At 33.6% G+C, this 23505-nt stretch carries 19 protein-coding genes; 7 read left to right on the top strand and 12 right to left on the bottom strand.

The features are described from left to right. Nucleotides 1-8 precede the first annotated feature (8 nt). From LJY17_RS10215 to LJY17_RS10180, 8 genes are all read right to left on the bottom strand, one after another. Nucleotides 9-3233 carry a T9SS type A sorting domain-containing protein gene (locus LJY17_RS10215; protein ID WP_264543724.1) on the bottom strand — a complete coding sequence of 1075 codons (3225 nt, stop codon included), beginning with the start codon at nucleotides 3231-3233 and terminating at the stop codon, nucleotides 9-11. Between the two features lie 335 nt (nucleotides 3234-3568). Beyond that, entirely contained in the window at nucleotides 3569-6244 is a 2676-nt protein-coding gene (locus LJY17_RS10210) for a T9SS-dependent M36 family metallopeptidase (protein WP_264543723.1), read from the bottom strand. Between the two features lie 91 nt (nucleotides 6245-6335). Next, nucleotides 6336-7676 carry a deoxyguanosinetriphosphate triphosphohydrolase gene (locus LJY17_RS10205; RefSeq protein WP_264544903.1) on the bottom strand — a complete coding sequence of 447 codons (1341 nt, stop codon included), beginning with the start codon at nucleotides 7674-7676 and terminating at the stop codon, nucleotides 6336-6338. A gap of 62 nt (nucleotides 7677-7738) precedes the next feature. Next, a complete protein-coding gene (locus LJY17_RS10200; protein WP_264543722.1) occupies nucleotides 7739-8182 on the bottom strand; it encodes a GNAT family N-acetyltransferase in 444 nt (147 codons plus the stop codon). Next, complete coding sequence (locus LJY17_RS10195; protein ID WP_264543721.1) at nucleotides 8179-8403, bottom strand: hypothetical protein; 225 nt, start codon at nucleotides 8401-8403, stop codon at nucleotides 8179-8181. The genes LJY17_RS10200 and LJY17_RS10195 overlap by 4 nt, the downstream gene beginning before the upstream one ends. Nucleotides 8404-8494: 91 nt before the next feature. Next, a complete protein-coding gene (locus LJY17_RS10190) occupies nucleotides 8495-10918 on the bottom strand; it encodes a ribonucleoside-diphosphate reductase subunit alpha (RefSeq protein ID WP_264543720.1) in 2424 nt (807 codons plus the stop codon). Nucleotides 10919-11139: 221 nt separating this feature from the next. After that, entirely contained in the window at nucleotides 11140-12117 is a 978-nt protein-coding gene (locus tag LJY17_RS10185; RefSeq protein ID WP_264543719.1) for a ribonucleotide-diphosphate reductase subunit beta, read from the bottom strand. 278 nt (nucleotides 12118-12395) lie between these two features. Next, entirely contained in the window at nucleotides 12396-12968 is a 573-nt protein-coding gene (locus tag LJY17_RS10180) for a DUF3109 family protein (RefSeq protein WP_264543718.1), read from the bottom strand. A gap of 194 nt (nucleotides 12969-13162) precedes the next feature. On the opposite strand from LJY17_RS10180, the gene LJY17_RS10175 reads away from it, so the two are divergent. Genes LJY17_RS10175 through LJY17_RS10165 form a run of 3 tightly spaced genes read left to right on the top strand, consistent with a single transcriptional unit; the run spans nucleotide 13163 to nucleotide 14592 of the window. Further along, entirely contained in the window at nucleotides 13163-13738 is a 576-nt protein-coding gene (locus LJY17_RS10175; RefSeq protein ID WP_422387805.1) for a MarC family protein, read from the top strand. A 39-nt stretch (nucleotides 13739-13777) separates the two neighbouring features. Further along, nucleotides 13778-13981, top strand: coding sequence for a hypothetical protein (locus LJY17_RS10170; RefSeq protein ID WP_264543717.1), 204 nt, complete (start codon nucleotides 13778-13780; stop codon nucleotides 13979-13981). Beyond that, complete coding sequence (locus LJY17_RS10165; RefSeq protein WP_264543716.1) at nucleotides 13981-14592, top strand: NAD(P)/FAD-dependent oxidoreductase; 612 nt, start codon at nucleotides 13981-13983, stop codon at nucleotides 14590-14592. Before LJY17_RS10170 ends, LJY17_RS10165 begins: the two co-directional genes overlap by 1 nt. A 2-nt stretch (nucleotides 14593-14594) precedes the next feature. Here LJY17_RS10165 and LJY17_RS10160 read toward each other — a convergent pair whose 3' ends face one another. The 3 genes from LJY17_RS10160 to LJY17_RS10150 are packed head-to-tail and all read right to left on the bottom strand — an operon-like array spanning nucleotide 14595 to nucleotide 17196. After that, nucleotides 14595-16172 (bottom strand): S41 family peptidase, encoded by a 1578-nt coding sequence (locus LJY17_RS10160; RefSeq protein ID WP_264543715.1) that lies wholly within the window; start codon nucleotides 16170-16172, stop codon nucleotides 14595-14597. Further along, complete coding sequence (locus LJY17_RS10155; protein ID WP_264543714.1) at nucleotides 16173-16601, bottom strand: deoxycytidylate deaminase; 429 nt, start codon at nucleotides 16599-16601, stop codon at nucleotides 16173-16175. Nucleotide 16602: 1 nt separating this feature from the next. Then, complete coding sequence (locus tag LJY17_RS10150) at nucleotides 16603-17196, bottom strand: HupE/UreJ family protein (RefSeq protein ID WP_264543713.1); 594 nt, start codon at nucleotides 17194-17196, stop codon at nucleotides 16603-16605. Between the two features lie 123 nt (nucleotides 17197-17319). On the opposite strand from LJY17_RS10150, the gene LJY17_RS10145 reads away from it, so the two are divergent. Next, nucleotides 17320-17751, top strand: coding sequence for a TerB family tellurite resistance protein (locus LJY17_RS10145; RefSeq protein ID WP_264543712.1), 432 nt, complete (start codon nucleotides 17320-17322; stop codon nucleotides 17749-17751). Between the two features lie 59 nt (nucleotides 17752-17810). Here the strand turns inward: LJY17_RS10145 and LJY17_RS10140 are convergent, their stop codons facing one another. Then, the gene (locus LJY17_RS10140) at nucleotides 17811-18635 is read right to left on the bottom strand and encodes a universal stress protein (protein ID WP_264543711.1); all 825 of its coding nucleotides are present in this window, start codon (nucleotides 18633-18635) and stop codon (nucleotides 17811-17813) included. Nucleotides 18636-18812: 177 nt separating this feature from the next. Between LJY17_RS10140 and rimP the strand changes: the two genes are divergently transcribed. The 3 genes from rimP to infB are packed head-to-tail and all read left to right on the top strand — an operon-like array spanning nucleotide 18813 to nucleotide 23411. Beyond that, nucleotides 18813-19277 carry a ribosome assembly cofactor RimP gene (gene rimP / locus LJY17_RS10135; RefSeq protein WP_264543710.1) on the top strand — a complete coding sequence of 155 codons (465 nt, stop codon included), beginning with the start codon at nucleotides 18813-18815 and terminating at the stop codon, nucleotides 19275-19277. Nucleotides 19278-19292: 15 nt separating this feature from the next. Next, on the top strand, nucleotides 19293-20534 hold the full coding sequence (gene nusA / locus LJY17_RS10130; protein ID WP_264543709.1) for a transcription termination factor NusA: 1242 nt from the start codon (nucleotides 19293-19295) through the stop codon (nucleotides 20532-20534). Between the two features lie 39 nt (nucleotides 20535-20573). Then, nucleotides 20574-23411 (top strand): translation initiation factor IF-2, encoded by a 2838-nt coding sequence (gene infB, locus LJY17_RS10125; RefSeq protein ID WP_264543708.1) that lies wholly within the window; start codon nucleotides 20574-20576, stop codon nucleotides 23409-23411. Nucleotides 23412-23505: the final 94 nt, after the last annotated feature.

Genomic DNA, 23505 nt, shown 5'->3' with positions numbered 1-23505 from the left:
TTTTTTGATTAGTTGATGATAATTTTCTTGGTTAAGTTTAGTACAGTGCCTTTGATTTTTACAATGTAAATACCCGCTTGAAGCTCACTTAAGTTAACTGATTTCTCAGTACTGAAATCAACATCTTTCTGAGAATATACAACACGACCATTCAAATCAACAACCTCAAGGTTTGCAACTCCTTTAAATTGATTTATTTGAATAGCGAACAATCCGTTTGATGGGTTTGGATAAATGTTGATATCTGTATCATTCGATAATTTGTTATCTAAATTTAAAGTATTATTTTTTGATGACGAACTTCCACCACCATAAGTATAAGTTCTAGCGCATAATACATTTCCATTAGCGTCCAATGCTTCTGTTGTTACAGTAAAAGGTAATTCCCCAGTTGCTGTATAACCTACTGTAGTATATCCATTTGTTGTAAAAGGACTACCGTTACCAATTGTCCAAGTATTTCTTATTGTAAGTGACGTACAAATAGAATTACTGTTAGTAAGCTTTATAAGAAACACATTGTCAAGTTGTGGATGAACAGTGTAGATAATTGTGTTTAAACAATTACAACTGGTTTGATTAATACAATTAGGATCAGTAGCAGATAATACTGTAACAGTCATTGTTGTTAATGTGCTACTTGCGCATTGTCCACTATTGGGAGTAAATGTGTAAGTTGTAGTGGCATTAGTGTTTAAATTTTGTTGTGACCAACTTCCTGTAATAAAATTCGTTGAAGTTGTAGGTAACGGCTGTGTAGCTGAACCAGCACATATAGGGCCTATTTGGGCAAAAGTAGGTACAACTGTGTTGGTGTTTACAACTTGTATCGAATCAGAAATAGAAACTGAACATCCAGAACTATTTGTGTAAGTGTAGGTAATTGTATGAGTTCCAACTCCTGCTGTTGTAGCATTAAATGAATAGACACCATTTGTATTTATAATGCCATTTCCTGTGAAAATTCCATTTGTAGGTGTTGCTGTTAAATAATTTGTAAGATTAGGAATAGTTACCGTGTTACAAATAGTTGCTGGTAAATCGAAATTAGCCCCGTTTAAAGGGATAAGGCTGACATTGTCTAGGTAATAATATGGAGCAGCCCATCCAAAATAATCAACATTACATTGTCCATTATGAACTGAGGTTGGAGTTATAAATGAATCAGGAATAATTCCACTTAAGCCCCCGCCTATATATAAATATTGTTCTCCAGCTATATTGTCAGTAGTAAAATTAAAAACTACATGTTCCCAACCGTTTGTTGTTGTATTATAGTTTGAAGATGTAAAAAGCATATTAGGATTAGTAATTGGCATATATGAATAACCTGAAGGGATTATTAAATCTTTACTCAAATAGGCTTGACATTTATTAGCTGTTCCACTAAATTTTTCCGTTAAGGAAATATCAAAACTCAATTGATAGCTTGTGTTTTGTTGAAGAGGTTGATTTAATTTTGTTCTTATGCTTTCATTGAAAGGATATCCTCCATTATTTGCTATAAACATTCCTACATATGCATTTTGATTATGATTGTCTGTCTCAAATCCATTACCATTACATGGGACTTTCAAATTTGGAAGATTTAAAGTGGATGCAGAATGATAATACTCACTGCTTTGTTGTGTATGAATTGCATTCCAGCCACAAACAATACCATTTAATTTACTTGAACTTGTTGGTAATCCATTGTGTTGTTCAAAATCTCCATTAATGACTAAATCACAAGCATTAGGAACACCACAAGAATTTGGTTGATTTACATACACATATATATAGGTAATATTTCCTTTTTTCCCGGCAGTATTTAAAGGGACGTATCGTAATAAGTGTAATCCAGGAACAGTACTACTGAAGTTTATTGTTCCTGAAGTTACAGATATAGTTGCGGTATTGTCAAATACATCCTGTACACATTCGAAAGAAACTGCATTGTAATCGTTTGCTAAAATTCCAGAAATTGATATATTACTTCCAGTATTTCCAATAAAGGCATATGCAGATAAACTTGTGATTCCATCGTTAATACCTTCTATATCAAGACCGGTTACAGATGCTCCTCCATAATCTTTAAAGCTACCAAAAACATCAAAATCGCCATAAATGGTATTTAAGCTGTAGCCAATGTCAAGTAGCGAACTACGTTCTTCAGGTTTTAAAAAACGTTTAGTACTATTGGTTTTAGTAGCATTACTCATTACGAAGTAAGTGTCGTTACCGGTATTTGGAGAGGCAATACACATGTCTTCAAAATGACTATAGCTACTTCCTTGTTCAAAACAGTTGGGCGTATAAATTGGAACTGTTGTTGAACCAACAAATTTTAATGCATTGGAGCAAGTTGTTGTATTCGCAACACAATTAGAAGTGTTAGGTTGTAATATGCTAGTTGCTAAAGCACTATTAAAATTGTAATTGTACATAGACGAACATGCACCAGTATTGGTTAATAAAAACTGTGTGTTCGCATTGTTTTTCAAGAAAGAATCATAACGTGAGTAGTATTGGTAACCACTTCCTAGAGCAGATGTTCCGTCTGGCTTTAGTAAACTATTAAATCCTAATGCATGAGTTACTTCATGTAAAACTACGCTGTATAAATCATATTGTCCTTTTCCAGCATTAGTCTCCAAATCAGTATTCCAATTAATATTGTTAAAATTCAAAACCACCATCCCGTGATAATAAATACCTGAGGAGTTAATTAATGGAGCTGCTGTGTTTATATAAGAGTCTTTCCCTCCTTGAATGGTTTTGTAAATTTCTCCGTCGATAATACCTCCAAAATTAGCAGCAGCATTATTAGGAGCAACATAAAATGAAGTTGCCATTCCTAAAGCATTGCTTGGCATATCAGTATTTGCAGCATTTCTAATCCAAATTTTAACTTTAGTGTTTGTATTCTTTAAAGGGGTGTTAATAAAGTTTGATAAATCCTGAAAAACACGACAAACAACATCACGACGTGCATTATTTGAAGCATCAGCAGTATTTTCCATACCAGATCCTGTTTCAAAGTATAATTGGAAAATTCCAGAATCACAGCTTATACTAGTAGTTTTACTAAAGCCATCATTTGTAATCGCATTTTTGCCAGCTTCTAAATCTTTTATGAGATATTGTTTCCCAAAACGATCTAACACAGTGTCAAAATACCCATTAGGAGTTGTTTTTAGATCATCGATGGGATTTACTTGCGAAGAACCTATCCACGTTATCACTAACGTCATAAAAAGATTTTTTTTTCATTTAAGTGTTTTAAAGTTAAGTTTATTCAATAATTAAGTTTTAATGAATTAGTATTTTTTTACTTAAACATTAGAGATGTAAAAATAGATAAATTAATTTCTTATTTACAAAATCAACCCTTAATTTGTAAGAAAATATTGCGTACCTGTATCATCATATTTCTGTTTTTAAATGATTTTAAGTCAATAATTTATATAAATAATAGTTGTTAATGTTAGGTTTTGTAACTTAGTTAGCTCTTTCTATACTGAAAAGAAATTATTATAAAAAAAGCGCTCAATAGAGCGCTTTTTTATTCATTATGATAATCTATTAATTAGTTAAGAATAATTTTCTTAGTGTAATTAAGTTCATCACCACTTATTTTTACTACATAAACACCAGCTTGTAAATGATTTAAATCTATTGATTTTTCATTACTAAACTCTGTATTATTTAGAGAATAAACAACTCTTCCGTTTATGTCGACTACTTCAACAGTTGCTTTGCCGATGAAGCTATTGATTCTAATATTAATTAATCCATTAGAAGGGTTAGGGTAAATTAAAATGCCATTGTTGTTGTCAAAATGATTTACACTAAGTGTACAGTTTGGTCCAGGTGCTGGTTCAGTAAAGTCTTCAACTTGGTCTTGAATACCTGCTATGCCAGAATTTGTTCCTGAAGAAGCATTTACACCTAATCCTCTTCTAGCAAATGTTTTCCAAATCATACAGTAATTTTGACCTCCAGTTGTTGCTTGATCTGCAGCAATAATGGCATCACGAGCAGTAACAAATGTAGGACTACATCCGTCTAATTTTATTGCATCTAAAATCAAGCGCATAACTTTATTATTTCCACCCGTTCCAGTATAAATATTTGGGTCATAACCATATTTGTCAATATAGTTCCAAGCCAAATCCCAAAGCATTACTGCCCAAACTGACCCTACAGAATGTGAATCTACAGCAGTTCCATCAGGAGTTAACATTCCATTTGTACTACCAAAAGTATGAGGATTCACTGCCATATCGGTAGAATATCTGTATTGTCTTATTCCAGGGCCATTAGTTGCTTGGTTCATCGCAAAAGTTCCAATACCTTTTGCGTTATTGCGGGTGTCACCTGGTTTGATTTGCATAATTAACCAAAACCAATCTGACCATCCCTCACCTTGTTGTTCAGATCCACTTAAGCAGTTTCCTGATAATCTTGTTGAAATTCCATGCCCATACTCGTGAGCTATAATCCCATTGTCGAAGTCTCCGTCAGTGTTTACGAAAGTAACATTTGTATCATTACGTAAAGTGCCATTTACTGTACCAGATCCAATAGCTGCAATAATAGCTTCACCTACTGTGTAAGATACAAATACTGCTGGGATTGTTATACTTGCATTAGCACCAGACATATTAAGATTGTTGGCATCAGGATTTGCTGCATCATTATTTACAATGATTACTGCTGCTGCTCCTCCAAGCTGAGCATTATAAACTTTTGCCTGAAATTCACAATTACCACGTCTTATAATAACAATTTTTCCTGAAAGTTGTGTACCGTTTACAGCAGCTTCACATGCATCAGATCCAGTGCCTACAGCATCATCATACAAAATTATATTTGTAGTTAAACCAGGTGCAGCAGGTAAGTTAACATGTCCTGGGCTAAATACATTGTCTCTGGCAACATATTCACCCGCTATAGAAGCTGGGGAGTTAATTATTAAATTTTTTGGTGCAGGTCCTACATTCCATAGATACATTTGCATTCTTGGGGCTGAACCGTCAGTTGGAGTTGCAAAATTTGCATTATTGATATTCGGATCGATACCTCCACCATCTTGAGCATCTGCGTTTACAGGATCCCCTCCTAAACCTCCACGGCCATAGTTTGATTGCTGAAAGTTTTTGTTGGCTTCATTAAATCCATATTGATACCACAAATCATGCATAATATTATTCATGTAGAATAGGTTCGTGGTTGCAGCATCAATGTATGTGTTGGCTGCAACACTTGTGCCTGGATAAGGAAAGTCGAAGGTTAAGTCTGGATAAGTCCCAGCGCCAGTTGTTAAATTACCACCAGTGTTATTTGTGTCAAAATCGTCTTTTGCAAGAACGTTATTTCCTCTTGTGGTAGTAAATCTAGTTGCTATACTTCCTCCGCCAATTGTACCATTATTGTTGTGCCATCCATTTGGTGATGCATTGGTAACATACTCAGGGTTAGTTATTAATGCAAATGGACTATGGTTAGGGCTTTCATAATTCCAAGGAATTACTCTATATTTTGTTGTTCCAGGATTTAGAAGAGTACTGGTTGTATTTTTTTTATAAAATGATTGTGTAAAATGATTGATTTCAGCATGAGAATGATTGCTGTGATTAGATCCAAAATTACATGAAATTACCAAGTCATTTTTGTCTAATATTTTTCCTGTTACAGCATCTATTTTTAAATTCCAAAGATGTTTTGTGTCTTGAGAATAAAATTCATAGTCCCAAGAAAGTCTAATTGTGTTAGTTTCAGTTTGAAAGTAAACTAATTGTGCTCTAATAGGATCCTCAGCTAAAATTCCATTACTTAATTTGTATTTGTTAGCACCAGATTCTAAAATTTGTACTGAATTAAGTTGACTATTATCAATCTGAGAAAGAATTCCTGAAAGAGCATCTGTTACAGATAGAGAAGGATTTGACGTGTTTATTTTTTGGATAAGATTTGGAATGAATTCTTCTCCTCCATTAATAACTTCATTACTTTTAATCCAAAAATTTGAGTCAGAATTAAAAACTTCTATTCCTGAAATCCTTTGTTTAACATGATAATTATTTATTCCTGTCGTTTCAGAACTAAAGTCATTTACTATGACTAAATCAGAAATATCTTGATTGGTGAGTCCAAATTTGACTTTGTTCTCACTTATATATTTTTTTATTTTATCAATGGGCTCTTGTGAAAAGACCGCTGTAGATATAAATAAAAAAAACAATAAAGTAATTTTTTTCATAATTATTCTTTAAGGTTGCGTTAATTAATAATTGCAAATATATTATTTTATCGTTATTTTGTTTGTTTACAATAGTTAATTTTTGTTTTATTTATTTATTATCACTAATTATTTTGTTAAACTTTAGTGCGTTTCCATCTGTGAGCATAGATATAAAATGACAAATGTGTAAAAGACGCTCGTAGAGGGTTTCTTTTTCTATATGATGTTTTTCAGGTAAGATTTTAAGTAGTAGATTGTCAAAATTTGAGGTTTTTCCTTCGGCTTTGTTGTTGTAGGCAGTTATGAATTTATCCAATAAGTTGTTTATTATTTGATAGCCATAAATCTCTTTTTCGATTACTTCTCGACTTTGGTATATTTTTTTAACACTAAGTTTAATGATGTCATTTATTTGTGCTTTGTATTTGCTTTTGTCTGTTAAAGCGAAAGGGAATTGTCCTTTTAAAATATCATCTTCATTTTCAACAAACACATTAACCGCATCATTAATTAAGCTTCCAATTGCTAAAGCTCTAAGATAGCTAATACGATCTTCTTTTGTGGTTAAAGCGTTATATTTTGAAGAATCGATAGAATCTTTTACCAGTTTTATTAAATATTCTAAGGCATAATCTTCTGACACTAAACCTAAATTTATTCCATCTTCAAAATCTATAATAGTGTAGCAAATGTCATCTGCTGCTTCAACTAAATAGGCAAGAGGATGCCTTTCGTAGCCAATATCATTTCCTTTTTTATTTGAAATTAATCCCAATTCATTAGCTACTTCTTTAAAAAAGACTTTGTCCTGCTGGAAGAAACCATATTTTTTATCGGCAATGTTTTGTGTTGGTTTTTTTGGAAGGCTTTCTTTTGGGTATTTCATAAATGCTCCTAAAGTTGCGTAAGTAAGTCGCAAGCCTCCTTCTACACCTGGTCGCGAACCTGTAACTACAGAAAATCCATTAGCATTCCCTTCAAAATCAATTAAATCTTGCCATTCTTTTTCAGTGAGTTCGTTTTTGAATTTTTGACCGTTTCCAATCGAAAAATATTCTCCAATAGCTTTTTCTCCAGAATGCCCAAAAGGAGGATTCCCTATATCGTGTGCCAATGAAGCTGCTGCAACAATGGCTCCAAAGTCATTGGCTTGATAACCATGAATTTCTTTAAGATATGGGTGTTTTTCTAAAATTTTTTTCCCTACTAATCTCCCTAATGATCTTCCAACAACAGAAACTTCTAAACTATGAGTAAGACGAGTATGTACAAAATCTGTTTTAGATAACGGAATAACTTGTGTTTTGTCTTGAAGGCTTCTAAAAGCTGCAGAAAAGATTATTCGGTCATAATCGACCTCAAAACCCAAACGAGTTTCATCTTGTTCTTTGCGTAATCGTTTACTGGTGTCGCCTTGACGTTTTAAAGATAGAAGTTGTTCCCAGTTCATCATAGGATTTAAATTTTCTAAAGTTTAGAATAGGTGTTGATAAGAAATCGAAGATAGTGATTTTAGCTATCTTTCTTCATGCAAATGCTGTTTTCTACTCCAATGTATTGGCCGTAATTAGGAATAAGATGATAACCGCTTTTTTCGTATAAAGCAATTGCACTAGTTAGTTTTGGTGAAGTTTCTAAGATGTAGGATGAAAATCCTTTTTCTTTGGCCCAAATTTCCAGTTCGTTTAGAATTAGACGAGCAATCCCTTTGTTTCTGTGATTGGGATGTACAAACATTCGTTTAATTTCGGCAGTTGTATTATCATATTTTTTAAAACCACCACAGCCAACAGCTTCTTCATTTTCATAAATAACCAATACATTTTCTAGAGTGACATTGTTGTAAAAGGCAAAGAATTCTCTTTCGTCTCCATCAATATCAACTAAATATTCATCGAATAAAGCGGATAGTTTTTTAAAATCTAAATTCTCAGAAATGGTTTTTACAAGATTCATTTTTTATCGTTTGCTAAAAAGAAGTTGCTTGATTTTTTAGGGTATTTGTCGTAACTCTTGTCACTAGGATTTTCAATCACAGTTTTAAGATTCACAATATCACCAATTTTAAAGTTCTTGACTGTGTATTGATAATCTAACAAGAATTCTCCACAGAAAAAATTTCCATCTGCATCTTGTTCTATAGCTCCTGTGTAAACTCCTTTTTTATCTTTTGACATAATTTTTTTATTTACTTCAAAGATACGGATTTGTTAAATAAAAAAACAGCCATCACTAAGATGACTGTTTTTAAACATATTGAGATTAATATTAAGACCCACACATTTCACAATCTTCAGGACCAGCATTTTTTGCTAGTTCGATCATGGCGCGGTATTCTTCTGCGCTCATTGGAGCTGGTTCCGCGACTACTTCCATAGCAACTGCTTGTGCTTCTTCAATTATTGCCGTTGGTTCTGCTTTTTTGTCGTTATTTAAGGTGAACTTAATCGCATCTACTGCTGCTTTTGTTCTTAAGTAATACATACCTGTTTTTAAACCTGATTGCCAAGCATAGAAATGCATTGAAGTCAGTTTTGCATAGGTTGCCCCTTCCATGAATAAATTCAAAGATTGCGATTGGTCAATAAAATAACCTCTGTGGCGAGACATGTCGATAATGTCTTTCATTGACATTTCCCAAACGGTTTTGTACAAGTCTTTTAAATCTTGCGGGATGGCATCGATGTTTTGTACTGAACCGTTGTGACGCATGATTTGTTGTTTTAAATCTTCGTTCCACAATCCACGGTTCACTAAATCTTCTAACAAGTGTTTGTTAACTACGATAAATTCTCCTGATAATACACGACGAGTGTAAATGTTAGAGGTATACGGTTCAAACGCTTCGTTGTTTCCAAGAATTTGTGATGTAGAAGCTGTTGGCATTGGTGCCATTAATAAGGAGTTGCGTACTCCATGCTCCATTACTTCTTTTCTAAGAGAAGCCCAGTCCCAACGTCCTGATAAGTCAGAATCTTGGATTCCCCAGAGGTTGTATTGGAATTCTCCATTTGAAATTGGAGAGCCTTTGAATGATGAATACGGACCTTCTTCTTTGGCCATTTCCATCGAAGCAGTAACGGCTGCGAAATACATGGTTTCGAAGATTTCTTGATTCAGTTGTTTGGCTTCATCACTGGTGAAAGGCATTCTTAGCAAAATGAAAGCATCGGCTAAACCTTGAACTCCTAATCCAACTGGACGGTGACGCATGTTTGAATTTTCGGCTTCTTTTACTGGGTAGTAATTTCGGTCGATTACTTTATTTAAGTTGCGAGTCACACGTTTGGTTACATTGAATAACAATTCGTGGTTGAATTTTCCGTTTTCAATAAACATTGGTAACGAAATAGAAGCCAAGTTACATACCGCAATCTCATCTGCTGAAGTGTACTCCATGATTTCGGTACACAAGTTAGATGAACGAATCGTTCCCAAGTTCTTTTGGTTCGATTTGCGGTTCGCAGCATCTTTGTATAACATATAAGGAGTTCCAGTCTCGATTTGAGATTCTAAGATTTTCTCCCATAATTCACGAGCTTTGATGGTTTTTCTTCCTTTTCCTTGTGCTTCGTATGAGGTGTATAGTGCTTCGAACTCATCACCATATACATCATATAATCCTGGACATTCGTTAGGACACATTAACGTCCAAGTAGAATCTTCCTGAACACGTTTCATGAACAAATCGGAAGTCCACATGGCAAAGAATAAATCACGAGCACGCATTTCTTCTTTTCCGGTATTCTTTTTTAAGTCTAAGAAATCGAAAATATCAGCATGCCAAGTTTCTAGGTAAATGGCAAAACTTCCTTTACGTTTTCCTCCACCTTGATCTACATAACGAGCGGTGTCGTTGAAAACACGTAGCATAGGAACAATTCCGTTAGACGTTCCGTTAGTTCCACGAATGTAAGATCCTGTGGCACGAACGTTGTGGATAGATAATCCGATACCTCCAGCTGATTGCGAAATTTTAGCTGTTGATTTTAATGTGTCGTAAATTCCATCAATACTATCATCTTGCATTGAAAGTAAGAAACAAGAGGACATTTGTGGTTTTGGAGTACCGGCATTAAATAAAGTTGGAGTTGCGTGAGTAAAGAATTTCTTCGACATTAAATCGTAAGTTTCAATTACAGCTTCTAAGTCGTTTAAGTGAATCCCTACCGAAACACGCATTAACATATGTTGGGGGCGTTCTACGATTTTACCGTTAATTTTTAACAGGTACGAACGCTCTAAAGTTTTGAATCCGAAATAATCGTAATTAAAATCACGATTGTAGATAATGTGCGAGTTTAAAAACTCAGCATTATCCATAATTACTTTGTGTACTTCTTCTGATAAAAGAGGTGCTTCCTGATTGGTTCTAGGATTTACATAATGATACATTTCATTCATCGTTTCAGAGAATGATTTGTTGGTGTTTTTGTGTAAATTAGAAATTGCAATACGGGCAGCCAATTGTGCATAATCTGGGTGCGTAACGGTCATCGACGCAGCAGTTTCGGCAGCAAGATTGTCAAGCTCTGAAGTTGTTACTCCATCATACAAACCTTCAATAACACGCATAGCTACTTTTACAGCATCTACCATGTCATTTAAACCATAGCATAGTTTTTTAATTCTATCTGTGATTTTGTCAAACATTACTGGCTCTTTGTGGCCATCTCTTTTTACAACGTACATAAAGTTTTAGTTTTTTGAAAATAGACAATCCCTTCTCTATCTTCGGGTTCTTATTTGATTTATTGATAATAACGCAAGTCTCCCGACTTTATAAGCGTTCTATTGTTAATGTCGTGCTAAATCCGATGAAAACTCTTTCCCCTTAAAGAGATTTTTTTTACTTTCTTTGAGTTGACAGTTTGTTTTTAAATTTCAAAAAAAATCTAACCAGTTCGTTTAGATTAAAAATCGGCGTCGAAGCTAATTTTGTTGGCATCAGTGTCATTATTCATAACACCAGCTTTTTGATATTCAGCTACACGTTTTTCAAAGAAATTTGTTTTTCCTTGAAGCGAAATCATATCCATAAAGTCAAATGGATTTGAAGCATTGTATTCTTTGTCGCATCCTAATTCTACTAATAATCGATCAGCAACGAATTCTAGGTATTGTGTCATTAATGTAGCGTTCATTCCAATTAAACTAACGGGAAGTGATTCGGTAATAAACTCTCTTTCGATGTTTAATGCATCAACAATGATTTCTCTAATTCTAGCTGTAGGTACTTTGTTGATTAAGTGGTGATTGTGTAAGTGAACCGCAAAATCACAATGAACTCCTTCGTCACGAGAAATTAATTCGTTCGAAAAGGTTAATCCTGGCATTAAACCTCTTTTCTTTAGCCAATAAATTGAACAAAACGCTCCAGAGAAGAAAATTCCTTCTACTGCTGCAAAAGCAATTAAACGTTCTGCAAACGAATCTGACTCAATCCATTTTAAAGCCCACTCTGCTTTTTTCTTTATGGCAGGAAATACTTCTAAAGCATTGAATAACTCATTCTTTTCATTATCATCTTTTACATAAGTGTCGATTAATAAAGAATATGTTTCGCTATGAATGTTCTCCATCATGATTTGGAAACCATAGAAAAATTTTGCCTCTGGATATTGTACTTCGTTTACAAAGTTTTCAGCAAGATTTTCATTCACAATTCCATCTGAAGCTGCGAAAAAAGCTAAAATATGTTTGATGAAGTATTTTTCATCATTATTTAACTTATTGTTCCAATCTGACAAGTCTTGATGTAAATCGATTTCTTCGGCAGTCCAAAAACTTGCCTCCATTTTTTTGTACCATTCCCAAATATCATGGTGTTTGATTGGAAAAATTACAAAACGGTTTTTATTTTCTTGTAAAATGGGTTCAATAGTAGCCATAGCCATTTGAAAATTAGAGATTTAAAAATTTTGATTTTTGTAACGATTGGGGCTTACAAAGATTCTAATTTGAAATCAAAAAAGAAAGACATAGTTATTCACAATTTCCTTGAGTTTTTAACAACGTAGGAAAATAAGGGCTTCAGAAAGTTTTTTAATTATTTGTCTGATAATCAGAAAATTAAAAAATATATTTTTTGAAAAGTATTGTAAAATAAGGCGTTGAAGATTACTTCAAAAAAGATGAAATTTAGCCATAGAAAATTAATGATTTTTTTCTATTTTCCAGATTGTAAATCTTTGGCTACTTTTTCTAATTCTTCATACCATTCGATGCCGAAACGTCTAACTAAAGCTTCTTTTACAAATTTATACACAGGAACTTCTAATTCCTTCCCTAGAGAGCAGGCTGGTGAACAAATATCCCATCGATCATAATTAACAGCTTGAAAACTACTAAAATCTTTTACACGGATAGGGTATAAATGACATGAGACTGGTTTTTTCCAATCTATTAGTCCTTGGTTGTATGCTTGCTCGATTCCGCAAAGTGCAGTTTTTCCGTCAAAAATGACGTACGCACAGTCTTTATTGTCTATTAATGGTGTTTCTAAATCACCATCATTTCCTTTTATCCATGTGCCTTGTTCCTCAATTGCAGTAATGCCTTCAGGACGAAGAAAGGGTTTTACAATAGGGTATATTTTTTCCAAGATGCTTGTTTCTTCTTGTAATAGTGGCGCTCCAGCGTCACCATCAACACAACAAGCTCCTTTGCATGCTGATAAATTACATACAAATTCTTTTTCAAGAATATCTTCAGATACTATGGTTTTCCCTAATTGAAACATTTTGTTCTTTTTTTGAGGCGCAAAAGTACATGTTTTATCTACAATTTTACATGAACTTATAATCAGATTTGTTAAATATCAAATGCAGTTACTTTATGTAATACAAATATTGTTTCCATTAGAGTAAATTTAAGAATTATATCGGATTGTTTAGTAGTCGTTTAAATTAAATATCTTTGCAAGAAAAATTGATTATGATTTTCGATTGGAAAGAGGTTTTTACTGTTGGAATGGTTTTATTTGCGGTAATTGATATTGTGGGAACTATACCTATTATTGTTGATTTGCGTAATAAAATTGGGCATATTCATGCAGAAAGAGCAAGTTTAGTTTCTGGATTAATCATGATTAGCTTTTTATTTGTGGGTGAAGGAATGTTGAAATTTATAGGTGTTGATGTTAAATCCTTTGCTGTGGCTGGTTCTATAGTTTTATTTTTTCTGGCATTAGAAATGATTTTGGGAATTAGTATTTATAAAGATGAAGAACCTAAAACTGCCAGTATAGTACCTCTTGCATTTCCTTTAATCGCTGGGGCAGGAACCATGACTACTTTGCTATCGCTTCGTTCAGAATACCAATCTATAAATATAGTTGTAGCTATACTCATCAATATAGTGATAGTTTACGCAGTTTTGAAGCTTTCAGGTAAAATTGAAAAATTGTTGGGACCAACTGGTTTAGGTGTTGTAAGAAAGGTTTTTGGAGTCGTTTTGCTTGCTATAGCTGTTAAATTATTTGCCGCTAATGTTAAAGGTCTATTTGTTTAGTAGTAAAAGTTTTAATTTTGTCCAATAATTAGAACTGAAATGAAAATTTTTACTTACATAGTACTTGTTTTAGCTGCAATTTCTATTGTTGTTAATATCACCATGCTCGATTTCAAAAATTTATTTGAAGGAGATAGCTTGGTAGCATTAATTGGAATCTTGGCTATTTTATGTGCTGTTGTGATTCTTTTGATATTTAGAATTTCTAAATCGATTGACGAAAAATTAAAAAAACAATCATAATGTTTGATGTTTTGATAATTGGTGGCGGAGTGTCAGGGGTTTCTTGTGCCCTCATTTTAGGTTCTGCTCATAACAAAGATTTTGCTCAGGAGAAAAAAATTGGAATTATTGCGCATCAAAAAGCATCTTCATTGCAAGATGCGATTTTTTACAACGCTTATGGTGTTGAATCGGGCAAATTAGGTGCTGATTTACTTGAAGAAAGTGTTATTCAACTTCGTGATAATTATCCTCATATTATTCAAATTGAAGGAGAAAAAGTAATAAAAGTGATTTCTATTGCTGATGGATTCGAAATTGTTACCAATAAAAATACTTATACAACAAAAACTATTGTTGTTGCCATAGGTTCTTCAAATCTTTTTGCAATCGAAGGATTAACGGATTATGTAGAGCCACATAAAAAATCATTACCTGAAAAACAACGAATACAACTTAAAAATATTGATCAAAAAGTTGCCGAAGGCATTTATGTTGCTGGAACACTTGCTGGTCATCGAAGTCAGTTAGCAATTGCTGCGGGTAGTGGTGCTGCTGTAGCTACAGATATTTTAGTGTTATGGAATGATGGAGTCGAAACTCATTCACATGATAGTGTAAGAGTTAAGTAATCTTAATGTTTTAATGCTTCTTTCAGCATAACATCGTCTTTTAAAATCACAGAATAGTATTGTGTTTCCCCTAAAAGTTGTCGGCAAAATTCTGCAGCTAAATAACGTTTCACAAATCCTGGATTCGAGTTCAAATCAATAAAAGAATCTGATTTGTGAATAAAATCACTAAACTTAAAGAAGTAATCATCTGTTGATGTGATTTCTTTAATTAGCTCTTGATAAGTTAGTTTTTCGAAGTTTTTTCTGTTTTTATCAATTTCTTTAAATACAAAATTGGTTACCACACCTGATTGCATTAATAACGGAACAACTTCATTTCCTTTAGATGCTTCAAGTGGTACAAAAACATCAGGAACAATACCTCCTCCACCGTAAACAATTCGACCTTTTGGCGTTTTAAATTTTAAAGTATCGGCAATTTTTATACTGTCTTTCGAGTACATTTCACCATTATGATATCTGTTCATGAAGTCATTAAAATACTCTTCGTTTCTACCATGATCATAAGGTTTTTGAATAGATCTTCCAGTAGGTGTGTAATATCTCGCTACTGTAAGTCGTACGCTTGATCCGTCTTTAAATGGCATATCACGTTGTACTAATCCTTTTCCAAAAGAACGTCGTCCTATAATTAAACCTCTGTCGTTGTCCTGAATGGCACCTGCAATAATCTCACTTGCAGACGCAGTGTTTTCGTTTATTAAAACAGTAATTTTTCCGTTTTCAAAATAACCATAATCTGTGGCATACGTTTTGTCTATTCGGTTCTTTTTGTTTTTTGTGAAAACAATAAGTTTTTTTTCAGAAAGAAATTCATCAGCAATAGCAACGGCTTCTTCTAGGTAACCACCACCATTATCTCTTAAGTCTAAAATAAGTTCTTTAGCACCTTGTTTAATTATTTTGTTTAGTCCTGCTTTGAACTCTTTAAAGGTTGTTTCTGCAAATCGATTAATTTTTATGTATCCTGTTTTTTTGTTAATTAATAAAGCAATGTCAACACTTTTTACAGGAATGGTGTTTCGAACAATATTTAAATTGATTTTTTTCTTTTCAGATTTTCTGTAAATGGTAAGTGAAACCTTTGAGCCAATTTCACCTTTCAACTTTTGATAGAGTTTTTCAGTATTTACTTTTTTGCCAAATAATTTTTCGCCATCAGCGGCTAATATTCTATCACCAGATTTAATTCCTGCTTTTTCAGAAGGACCATTTTTTACAGGATTAATTACAATAACTGAATCGTTTTCTATGAAAAAATTAACACCAATCCCCACGAAATCACCTTTCATTTCTTCAGCAACTTGCTGCGCGTCATTTTTGGCAATATAGACAGAATGAGGGTCGAGTTTTTCTAGAATTCCAGTTACGGTTTGATCAACAATAGAGTCTGTGTCGATATTGTCAACGTATTCAGAGTCTATAAATTCAATAAGTTTATTGAGCTTTTGTTTTGTTTCGTTTTGAATCGAAGTTTTGTCTGAAGAGGGTGCTTTGATAAAAATTCCTCCCAATAAAAATCCAACAGCAATTGCTGAAAAAATAATTATAGGAAAGTATACTTTATCAATTTTCATTTATTCTAAATCTTCTATTAATGTTAGTTCAACGCCTGCTTTCTTTAAAAATTGTAATCCAGAATCATCTTTATAACCTTCGTGATAAACGACTCTTTTTATTCCTGACTGATGAATGAGTTTGCTGCATTCTTTGCAAGGTGAAAGAGTTATGTATAAAGTAGCGTCTTTACAAGACTGTGTCGAATTGGCAACTTTTAAAATGGCATTTGCTTCGGCATGTAAAACGTACCAATGGGTTAAATTATTTTCGTCCTCACAGCAATTTTCAAAACCAGAAGGGGTTCCATTATATCCGTCAGATATTATCATTCTATCGTGTACAATAATCGCGCCAACCTGCTTTCTTTTACAATAAGAAAGTTTACTCCATTCTTTTGCAAGCCTTAGATAGGCTTTATCATATTTATTTTCTTTTTTTTCTTTCATTTTATCTGTTCCAAATAGGACTTTGTATTATCAATGGAACAACTACACCAATTATAAAGGCCGACATTACTAGTGTCCAATCTCTTTTTGAAAATCTAAATACAGTTTGTACCAGATAAGAAATTATTAAAACCACAAAAACTACAATAATTTGTGCAGCTTCAATACCTAAGGCAAATTCTCCTAAAGGTAATAATTTGTCGGTAGCATTTCCGGGTAAAATGGTTTTAAAATAATTTGAAAAACCTAAACCATGAATAATTCCAAAAAACAAAGTTACGATTGCTGAAACTGTTATGCTTTCATTTTTTCCTGATTTTCCTGCAGAAAAAAGATTAAACAAAGCAACTATAAGAATTGTAATAGGAATTACAAATTCTACAAGGTTCTCCTTAATATAAATAACTCCAAAAACAGATAGTATAAGTGCCAATGTGTGCCCGACAGTAAACAAGCTAACTAAAATGAATAATTTTCGCCAATCATTAAATGTAAAAGGCACAGTAAGTGCAATTAAAAAAAGAACATGATCGTAAGCATGTATATCTAAAACATGTCTTAAGCCAATGTTAAAGTACAACCAGAACTCTTGCATAATATATGGGTTAAAGGGTTTTCAAACTTACAAATTTATTCTTTCATGGATTTTATTGAATGTCACAATTTTTGATAACATTATTTTTATAAGTACATTTGTTAGAAATTAAAACTATACACCATGTCATTTTCAGATTTATTCGATAGCGAATTTAAAGCAAGAAATAAAGGTCACTTTTCTGCAATTGTGCGTGTTGCCATAGCAGATGGTGATTTAAGTGAAGAAGAAAAACAGTTTTTGGATAAACTTAAAAACCGTTTAGAAATTTCAGATGCAGAATATGAAGAGATTTTAGAGAATCCTTTAAAATACCCTATTAATCCACCATCTTTACATGTTCAAAGGATTGAGCGTTTATATGATTTATCGAGAATGGTTTATGCAGATAATGTTTTAGGGCCAAAACAAAAAGAAATTGTGACTAAGTTTGCATTGGCTCTTGGATTCACGCCAGGGAATGTGGGTTATATCGTTGATAAAGCATTTTCGCTTTTAATGCTTAATGTTGATTTAGATACTTTTATCTACGAAATGCAGCATATGAATAAATAAAAAAAAGTCCCTTGCAAAAGGGACTTTTTCATTAATAACAATTATTGTATTTATAAAAATTAAATTTTAAAAGTAATTACAGGTTTGGAAGCGTGGTTAAGCAAACCTTCACTTATGCTTCCGTTAAAAAAGTGATATAAACTTGTTCTTCCGTGTGTAACCATTCCTATTACATCTGCTCCAACACTGTTTGAAAAGTTTAAAATTCCAGTTTCAACATTAGAATCGTTGTAAATGTGTAATGAATAATTTGTTATGTCATAACTTGCAACAAAATCTTTCATGATTTTTTGTGCGGCGTGTGATGTTTTAAAACTATTTGGAGTGTTAATCATTACCAAATCAATGTGAGATCCGAATACTTTTGCAAAAGATATAATTTTTTCAAATGGTTTTCTGGCTTCTTCTGAAAAATCAGATGCAAAGACAAAACGATCAGTTTTGAAGTTGTTGGTTTCGTGTTTGATGATTAATACAGGAGCGTCAGATGTTCTTACAATTTTTTCTGTTGTTGATCCTACAAACATTTCCTGAAAACCAGAAGCGCCATGAGACCCCATGACAACTAAATCAATGTTGTGTTTTTGGCTGGATTTAATAATTCCTTCAAAAGCCCTTTCGTATTTTACGGCTTCTGTAACTTTAATGCCTTCTAAGTAATCTCTAGTTAATAATTCCTCTAATTTTTCGTGAGCTTTTTTCATGAAAAGCATGATTTCTGGTATGTCAGCACCGTGGCTTACCGCGTCAGCCATTTGTCCCGGAAATTCGAGCATATGAACTATGAAGATTTCTCCATCGTTATCTCGGGCAATTTGTGCGGCAACTTTTAGGGCATACTCAGCGTGATCGGAAAAATCCGTAGGAACTAATATTCGTTTCATAATTTAAGTGATTTTAATGTTAATACTTTAGTGAAAGTCAGAATTCTACATTAAAGGTAAGAAAATATTTAACACAACGCAAAATTTCATAATTATAAAAAAAGTAGTATATTTGCGCCATTATTTAGTAGTTTTTTAAATAATGAGGCACGCACAGCGTGCCTCTTTTTATACAAAATGGGTTTTAAAGAAAGAGTAAAAGAATTGTTAGATACGGGTTTGGCGGAATATCCAGACTTATTTTTGATTGATTTAACAATTACTGACAGTAATAAAATTATCGTAACTTTAGATGGTGATAATGGAGTGCAATTACAAGATTGTATCAACATTAGTCGTGCTATCGAGCATAATTTAGATAGAGAAGAGCAAGATTTTGCTTTAGAGGTTGCTTCTGCAGGAGTTTCTGCTCCATTAAAGTTGGTTCGCCAGTATAAGAAAAATGTTGGAAGAACATTGAGTGTGAAAACAAAAACTCAAACAATTCAGGCAGAACTTGTAGATGTGTCAGATGAAGATATTACATTAGAGTGGAGTTCGAGAGAACCAAAAAAGATAGGAAAAGGAAAAGAAACGGTGCTTCATAATGAAAAAATCGCTTATGGCGATATTGTGGAGGCAGTAGTTACTATAATATTTTAAAATTAAAGAGTTGGCATGGAGAATTTAGCATTAATAGATTCGTTTTCAGAATTCAAAGATGATAAACTGATAGATCGCGTAACGCTTATGGCGATTTTGGAAGATGTGTTTCGTAATGCATTGAAGAAAAAATACGGATCTGATGATAATTTTGATATCATTATCAATCCTGATAAAGGGGATATGGAGATCTGGAGACGTAGAGTTATTGTTGCAGATGAGGATTTAGATTTTGAAAATGAAGAAATTTCTCTTTCAGAGGCTCGTAAAATTGAGCCTGATTTCGAAATTGGAGAAGAAGTTTCAGAAGAAGTTAAACTTATCGATTTAGGAAGAAGAGCTATTTTGGCATTGCGTCAAAACTTAATTTCTAAAATCCATGAGCATGATAATACAAATCTTTACAAACAATTTAAAGATTTAATTGGAGATATTTATACTGCTGAAGTACACCATGTGCGTCCAAAAGCAGTAATTTTGGTTGATGATGAAGGAAATGAAATTGTGTTGCCAAAAGAAAAACAAATTCCATCGGACTTTTTCCGTAAAGGGGATAACGTTCGTGGAATTATTGAAAATGTTGAATTGAAAGGTAATAAACCTCAAATCATCATGTCAAGAACATCTGAGAAATTTTTAGAAAAATTATTCGAACAAGAAATTCCAGAAGTTTTTGACGGTTTAATTACAATCAAAAAAGTGGTGCGTATACCAGGTGAAAAAGCAAAAGTTGCCGTAGATTCTTATGATGATAGAATTGATCCAGTTGGAGCTTGTGTGGGAATGAAAGGTTCTCGTATTCATGGAATTGTTCGTGAATTAGGAAATGAAAATATTGATGTAATCAATTACACAAATAACTTACAGTTATATATTACAAGAGCATTAAGCCCTGCAAAAGTTTCTTCTATCAAAATTGACGAAGAAAAGAAAACAGCTGAAGTATATTTGAAACTAGAAGAAGTATCAAAAGCAATTGGTCGTGGAGGGCATAATATTAAATTGGCTGGTCAATTAACAGGATACGAGTTAGACGTAATCAGAGAAGGAAATGTTGCAGAAGATGACGATGTAGAGTTAACAGAATTCTCCGATGAAATCGACGGATGGATTATTGATGAGTTTGCAAAAATTGGTCTTGATACTGCAAAAAGTATCCTAAGTCAATCAGTTGCTGACTTAGTTCGTCGTACAGATTTAGAAGAAGAAACCATTCTTGAGGTTGTCAAGATTTTAAAAGAAGAATTTGAGGATTAATTTATAATCCACAAATAAAATAAACCATAAATAAAATTTATGTCTGAAGGAACAATAAGAATAAACAAAGTTTTAAGGGAGTTCAATATTTCGTTAGAAAGAGCTGTCGATTTTTTAAAAGATAAAGGCTTTACTATTGAGTCTAATCCAAATACAAAAATCACTGACGAAATATATAATATCCTGTCTAATCAATTTGCTGGAGATAAAGGAAACAAAGATGCTTCAAAAGAGGTTGGCGAAGAAAAAAGAAAAGAAAAAGAAGCACTTCGTTTAGAGCGTGAACACGAACTTGAAGAAAAACGTAAACAAGACGAAGAACGTGCTCGTCAGGAAGTAATTAAGGCAAAGGCAAATATAATTGCCCCTAAGCAAGTTGGTAAAATAGATTTGTCTCCTAAGCAAGCAGTTGCCGAAGTTAAACAGTCAGAGTCAGAAGTTGTTGCACCAAAAGTTGTTGCGCCAAAAGTTGTTGCACCAAAAGTTGAGGAAGTTGTTGTGCCAAAAGTGGAAGAAGCTCCAAAACCAAAGGTAGAACCAGAAGTTGTAAAAGAAGAAAGTAAGCCAGTTGTTGAGAAAAAAACGGAAAAACCAGTTTCAAATCCTTCAGACGAGACTGTTACCGAGGAAACTCACGAAACGCAATACCAAAAACTTTCTGGAACAACATTTACTGGAAAAACAATTGACTTATCTCAATTTAATAAGCCTAAAAAGAAACCAGAAGATAAAAATCAGAATCAAAATAAACCAGGTAACAATAATCAAAATGCTGCTGGTGCTGATAAGAAAAAAAGAAATAGAATCCCTTCAAAACCAGGACAGCCAGGGCAAGGAGGAGGACAACAAGGGCAAGGAGGTCAAAATAGACCTCAAGGCCAAGGTGGTTTCAATAAACAAGGAGGTAACAGACCACCTTTCAACAAAGGAGGTAATAATCAACAGCGTCCAGCTATTGTGAAAGTTGAGCCTACTGAGGAAGAAGTAAAAAATCAAATTAAAGAGACTCTTGAAAGACTTCAAGGGAAAGGAAATAAATCTAAAGCAGCGAAGTATCGTCGTGACAAACGTGATTCACACCGTGAACGTACTGAAGCTGAATTAGCAGCTCAAGAGGAAGGAAGCAAAACGCTTAAAGTAACTGAGTTTGTTACTGTAGGTGAAATTGCAACCATGATGGATGTGCCTATTACTAAGGTTATTGGAACATGTATGTCGTTAGGTATCATGGTAACCATGAACCAACGTTTAGATGCTGAAACTTTAACAATTGTTGCAGATGAGTTTGGATATGATGTAGAATTTATTACTACTGATATCGAAGAAAACATCGAAGTTGTTGAAGATAGACCAGAAGATTTAAAACCTCGTGCGCCAATCGTTACTGTAATGGGTCACGTTGACCACGGTAAAACATCATTATTGGATTACATTCGTAAAACAAATGTAATTGCAGGTGAGTCTGGAGGTATTACACAGCATATTGGTGCTTATGGAGTAGAGTTAGATAACGGTCAAGAAATTGCTTTCTTAGATACACCAGGTCACGAAGCGTTTACAGCGATGCGTGCTCGTGGTGCTCAAGTTACCGATATCGCTATTATTGTAGTAGCTGCCGATGACGATATCATGCCACAAACAAAAGAAGCTATCAGTCATGCTCAAGCAGCTGGAGTTCCTATTGTATTTGCAATCAATAAGGTAGATAAACCAACTGCAAATCCTGAAAAAATTAAAGAAAAATTAGCTGCCATGAATTTCTTGGTGGAAGATTGGGGAGGAAAATACCAATCACACGATATTTCTGCTAAAACAGGATTAGGGGTAAAAGAATTATTAGAAAAAGTATTATTGGAAGCTGAAGTTTTAGAACTTAAGGCTAATCCTAATAAACCAGGTGTTGGTACTGTTGTTGAAGCATTCCTTGATAAAGGACGTGGATACGTTTCTACAGTATTAGTTCAAGCTGGTACGGTAAAAGTTGGAGATTATATCTTAGCGGGTAAAAATCATGGTAAGATTAAGGCAATGCAAGATGAGCGTGGTAAAAACGTGAAAGAAGCAGGTCCATCTACACCAATTTCAATTTTAGGTCTTGATGGTGCACCAACAGCAGGTGATAAGTTTACCATTTATGAAGACGAAAGAGAAGCAAAACAAATTGCTGCAAAACGTACGCAATTAATGCGTGAGCAGTCAGTTCGTGTACAACGTCACATTACGTTAGACGAAATTGGACGTCGTATTGCTTTAGGTCAGTTCAAAGAATTGAACATTATCCTTAAAGGAGACGTGGATGGTTCGGTAGAAGCATTATCTGATTCATTCTCTAAATTGTCAACAGAAGAAATTCAAATCAATATCATTCACAAAGGAGTTGGAGCAATTACAGAATCTGACGTAATGTTAGCTTCTGCTTCAGATGCAATTATTATTGGATTTAACGTTCGTCCTGCTGGAAATGCTAAGCAATTAGCAGAGAAAGAAGAAATCGATATCCGTCACTATTCGATTATCTACGCGGCAATCGATGATTTACGTGATGCAATGGAAGGTATGCTTTCTCCAGAAATGAAAGAAGAAATTACTGGTACTGCGGAAATCCGTGAGTTATTCAAGATTTCTAAAGTGGGAACAATTGCTGGATGTATGGTTACAGATGGTAAAATCTTTAGAGCTAACAAAATCCGCTTAATCCGTGAAGGTGTTGTAATTTACACAGGTGAATTAATTGCATTGAAACGTTTCAAAGATGATGTGAAAGAAGTTTCTAAAGGATATGACTGTGGTATGCAGATTAAAGGCTACAACGATATTCAGGAATACGACATCATTGAAGGATTTACTGAAGTTGCGGTTAAGAAAAAATTGAAATAATTTTGAGATAATAGTAATTGAAAAGCCCAATCTTTATGATTGGGCTTTTTTGTGTTTATTTGGTATTGTTTTTGTAGACTTAAATAAAATAATC

The sequence above is a fragment of the Flavobacterium hankyongi genome, from assembly GCF_036840915.1.
Taxonomy (GTDB): Bacteria; Bacteroidota; Bacteroidia; order Flavobacteriales; family Flavobacteriaceae; genus Flavobacterium; species Flavobacterium hankyongi.
Note: the sequence above shows the minus strand (reverse complement) of the source record. Positions and strands in the feature narration are given on the sequence as shown.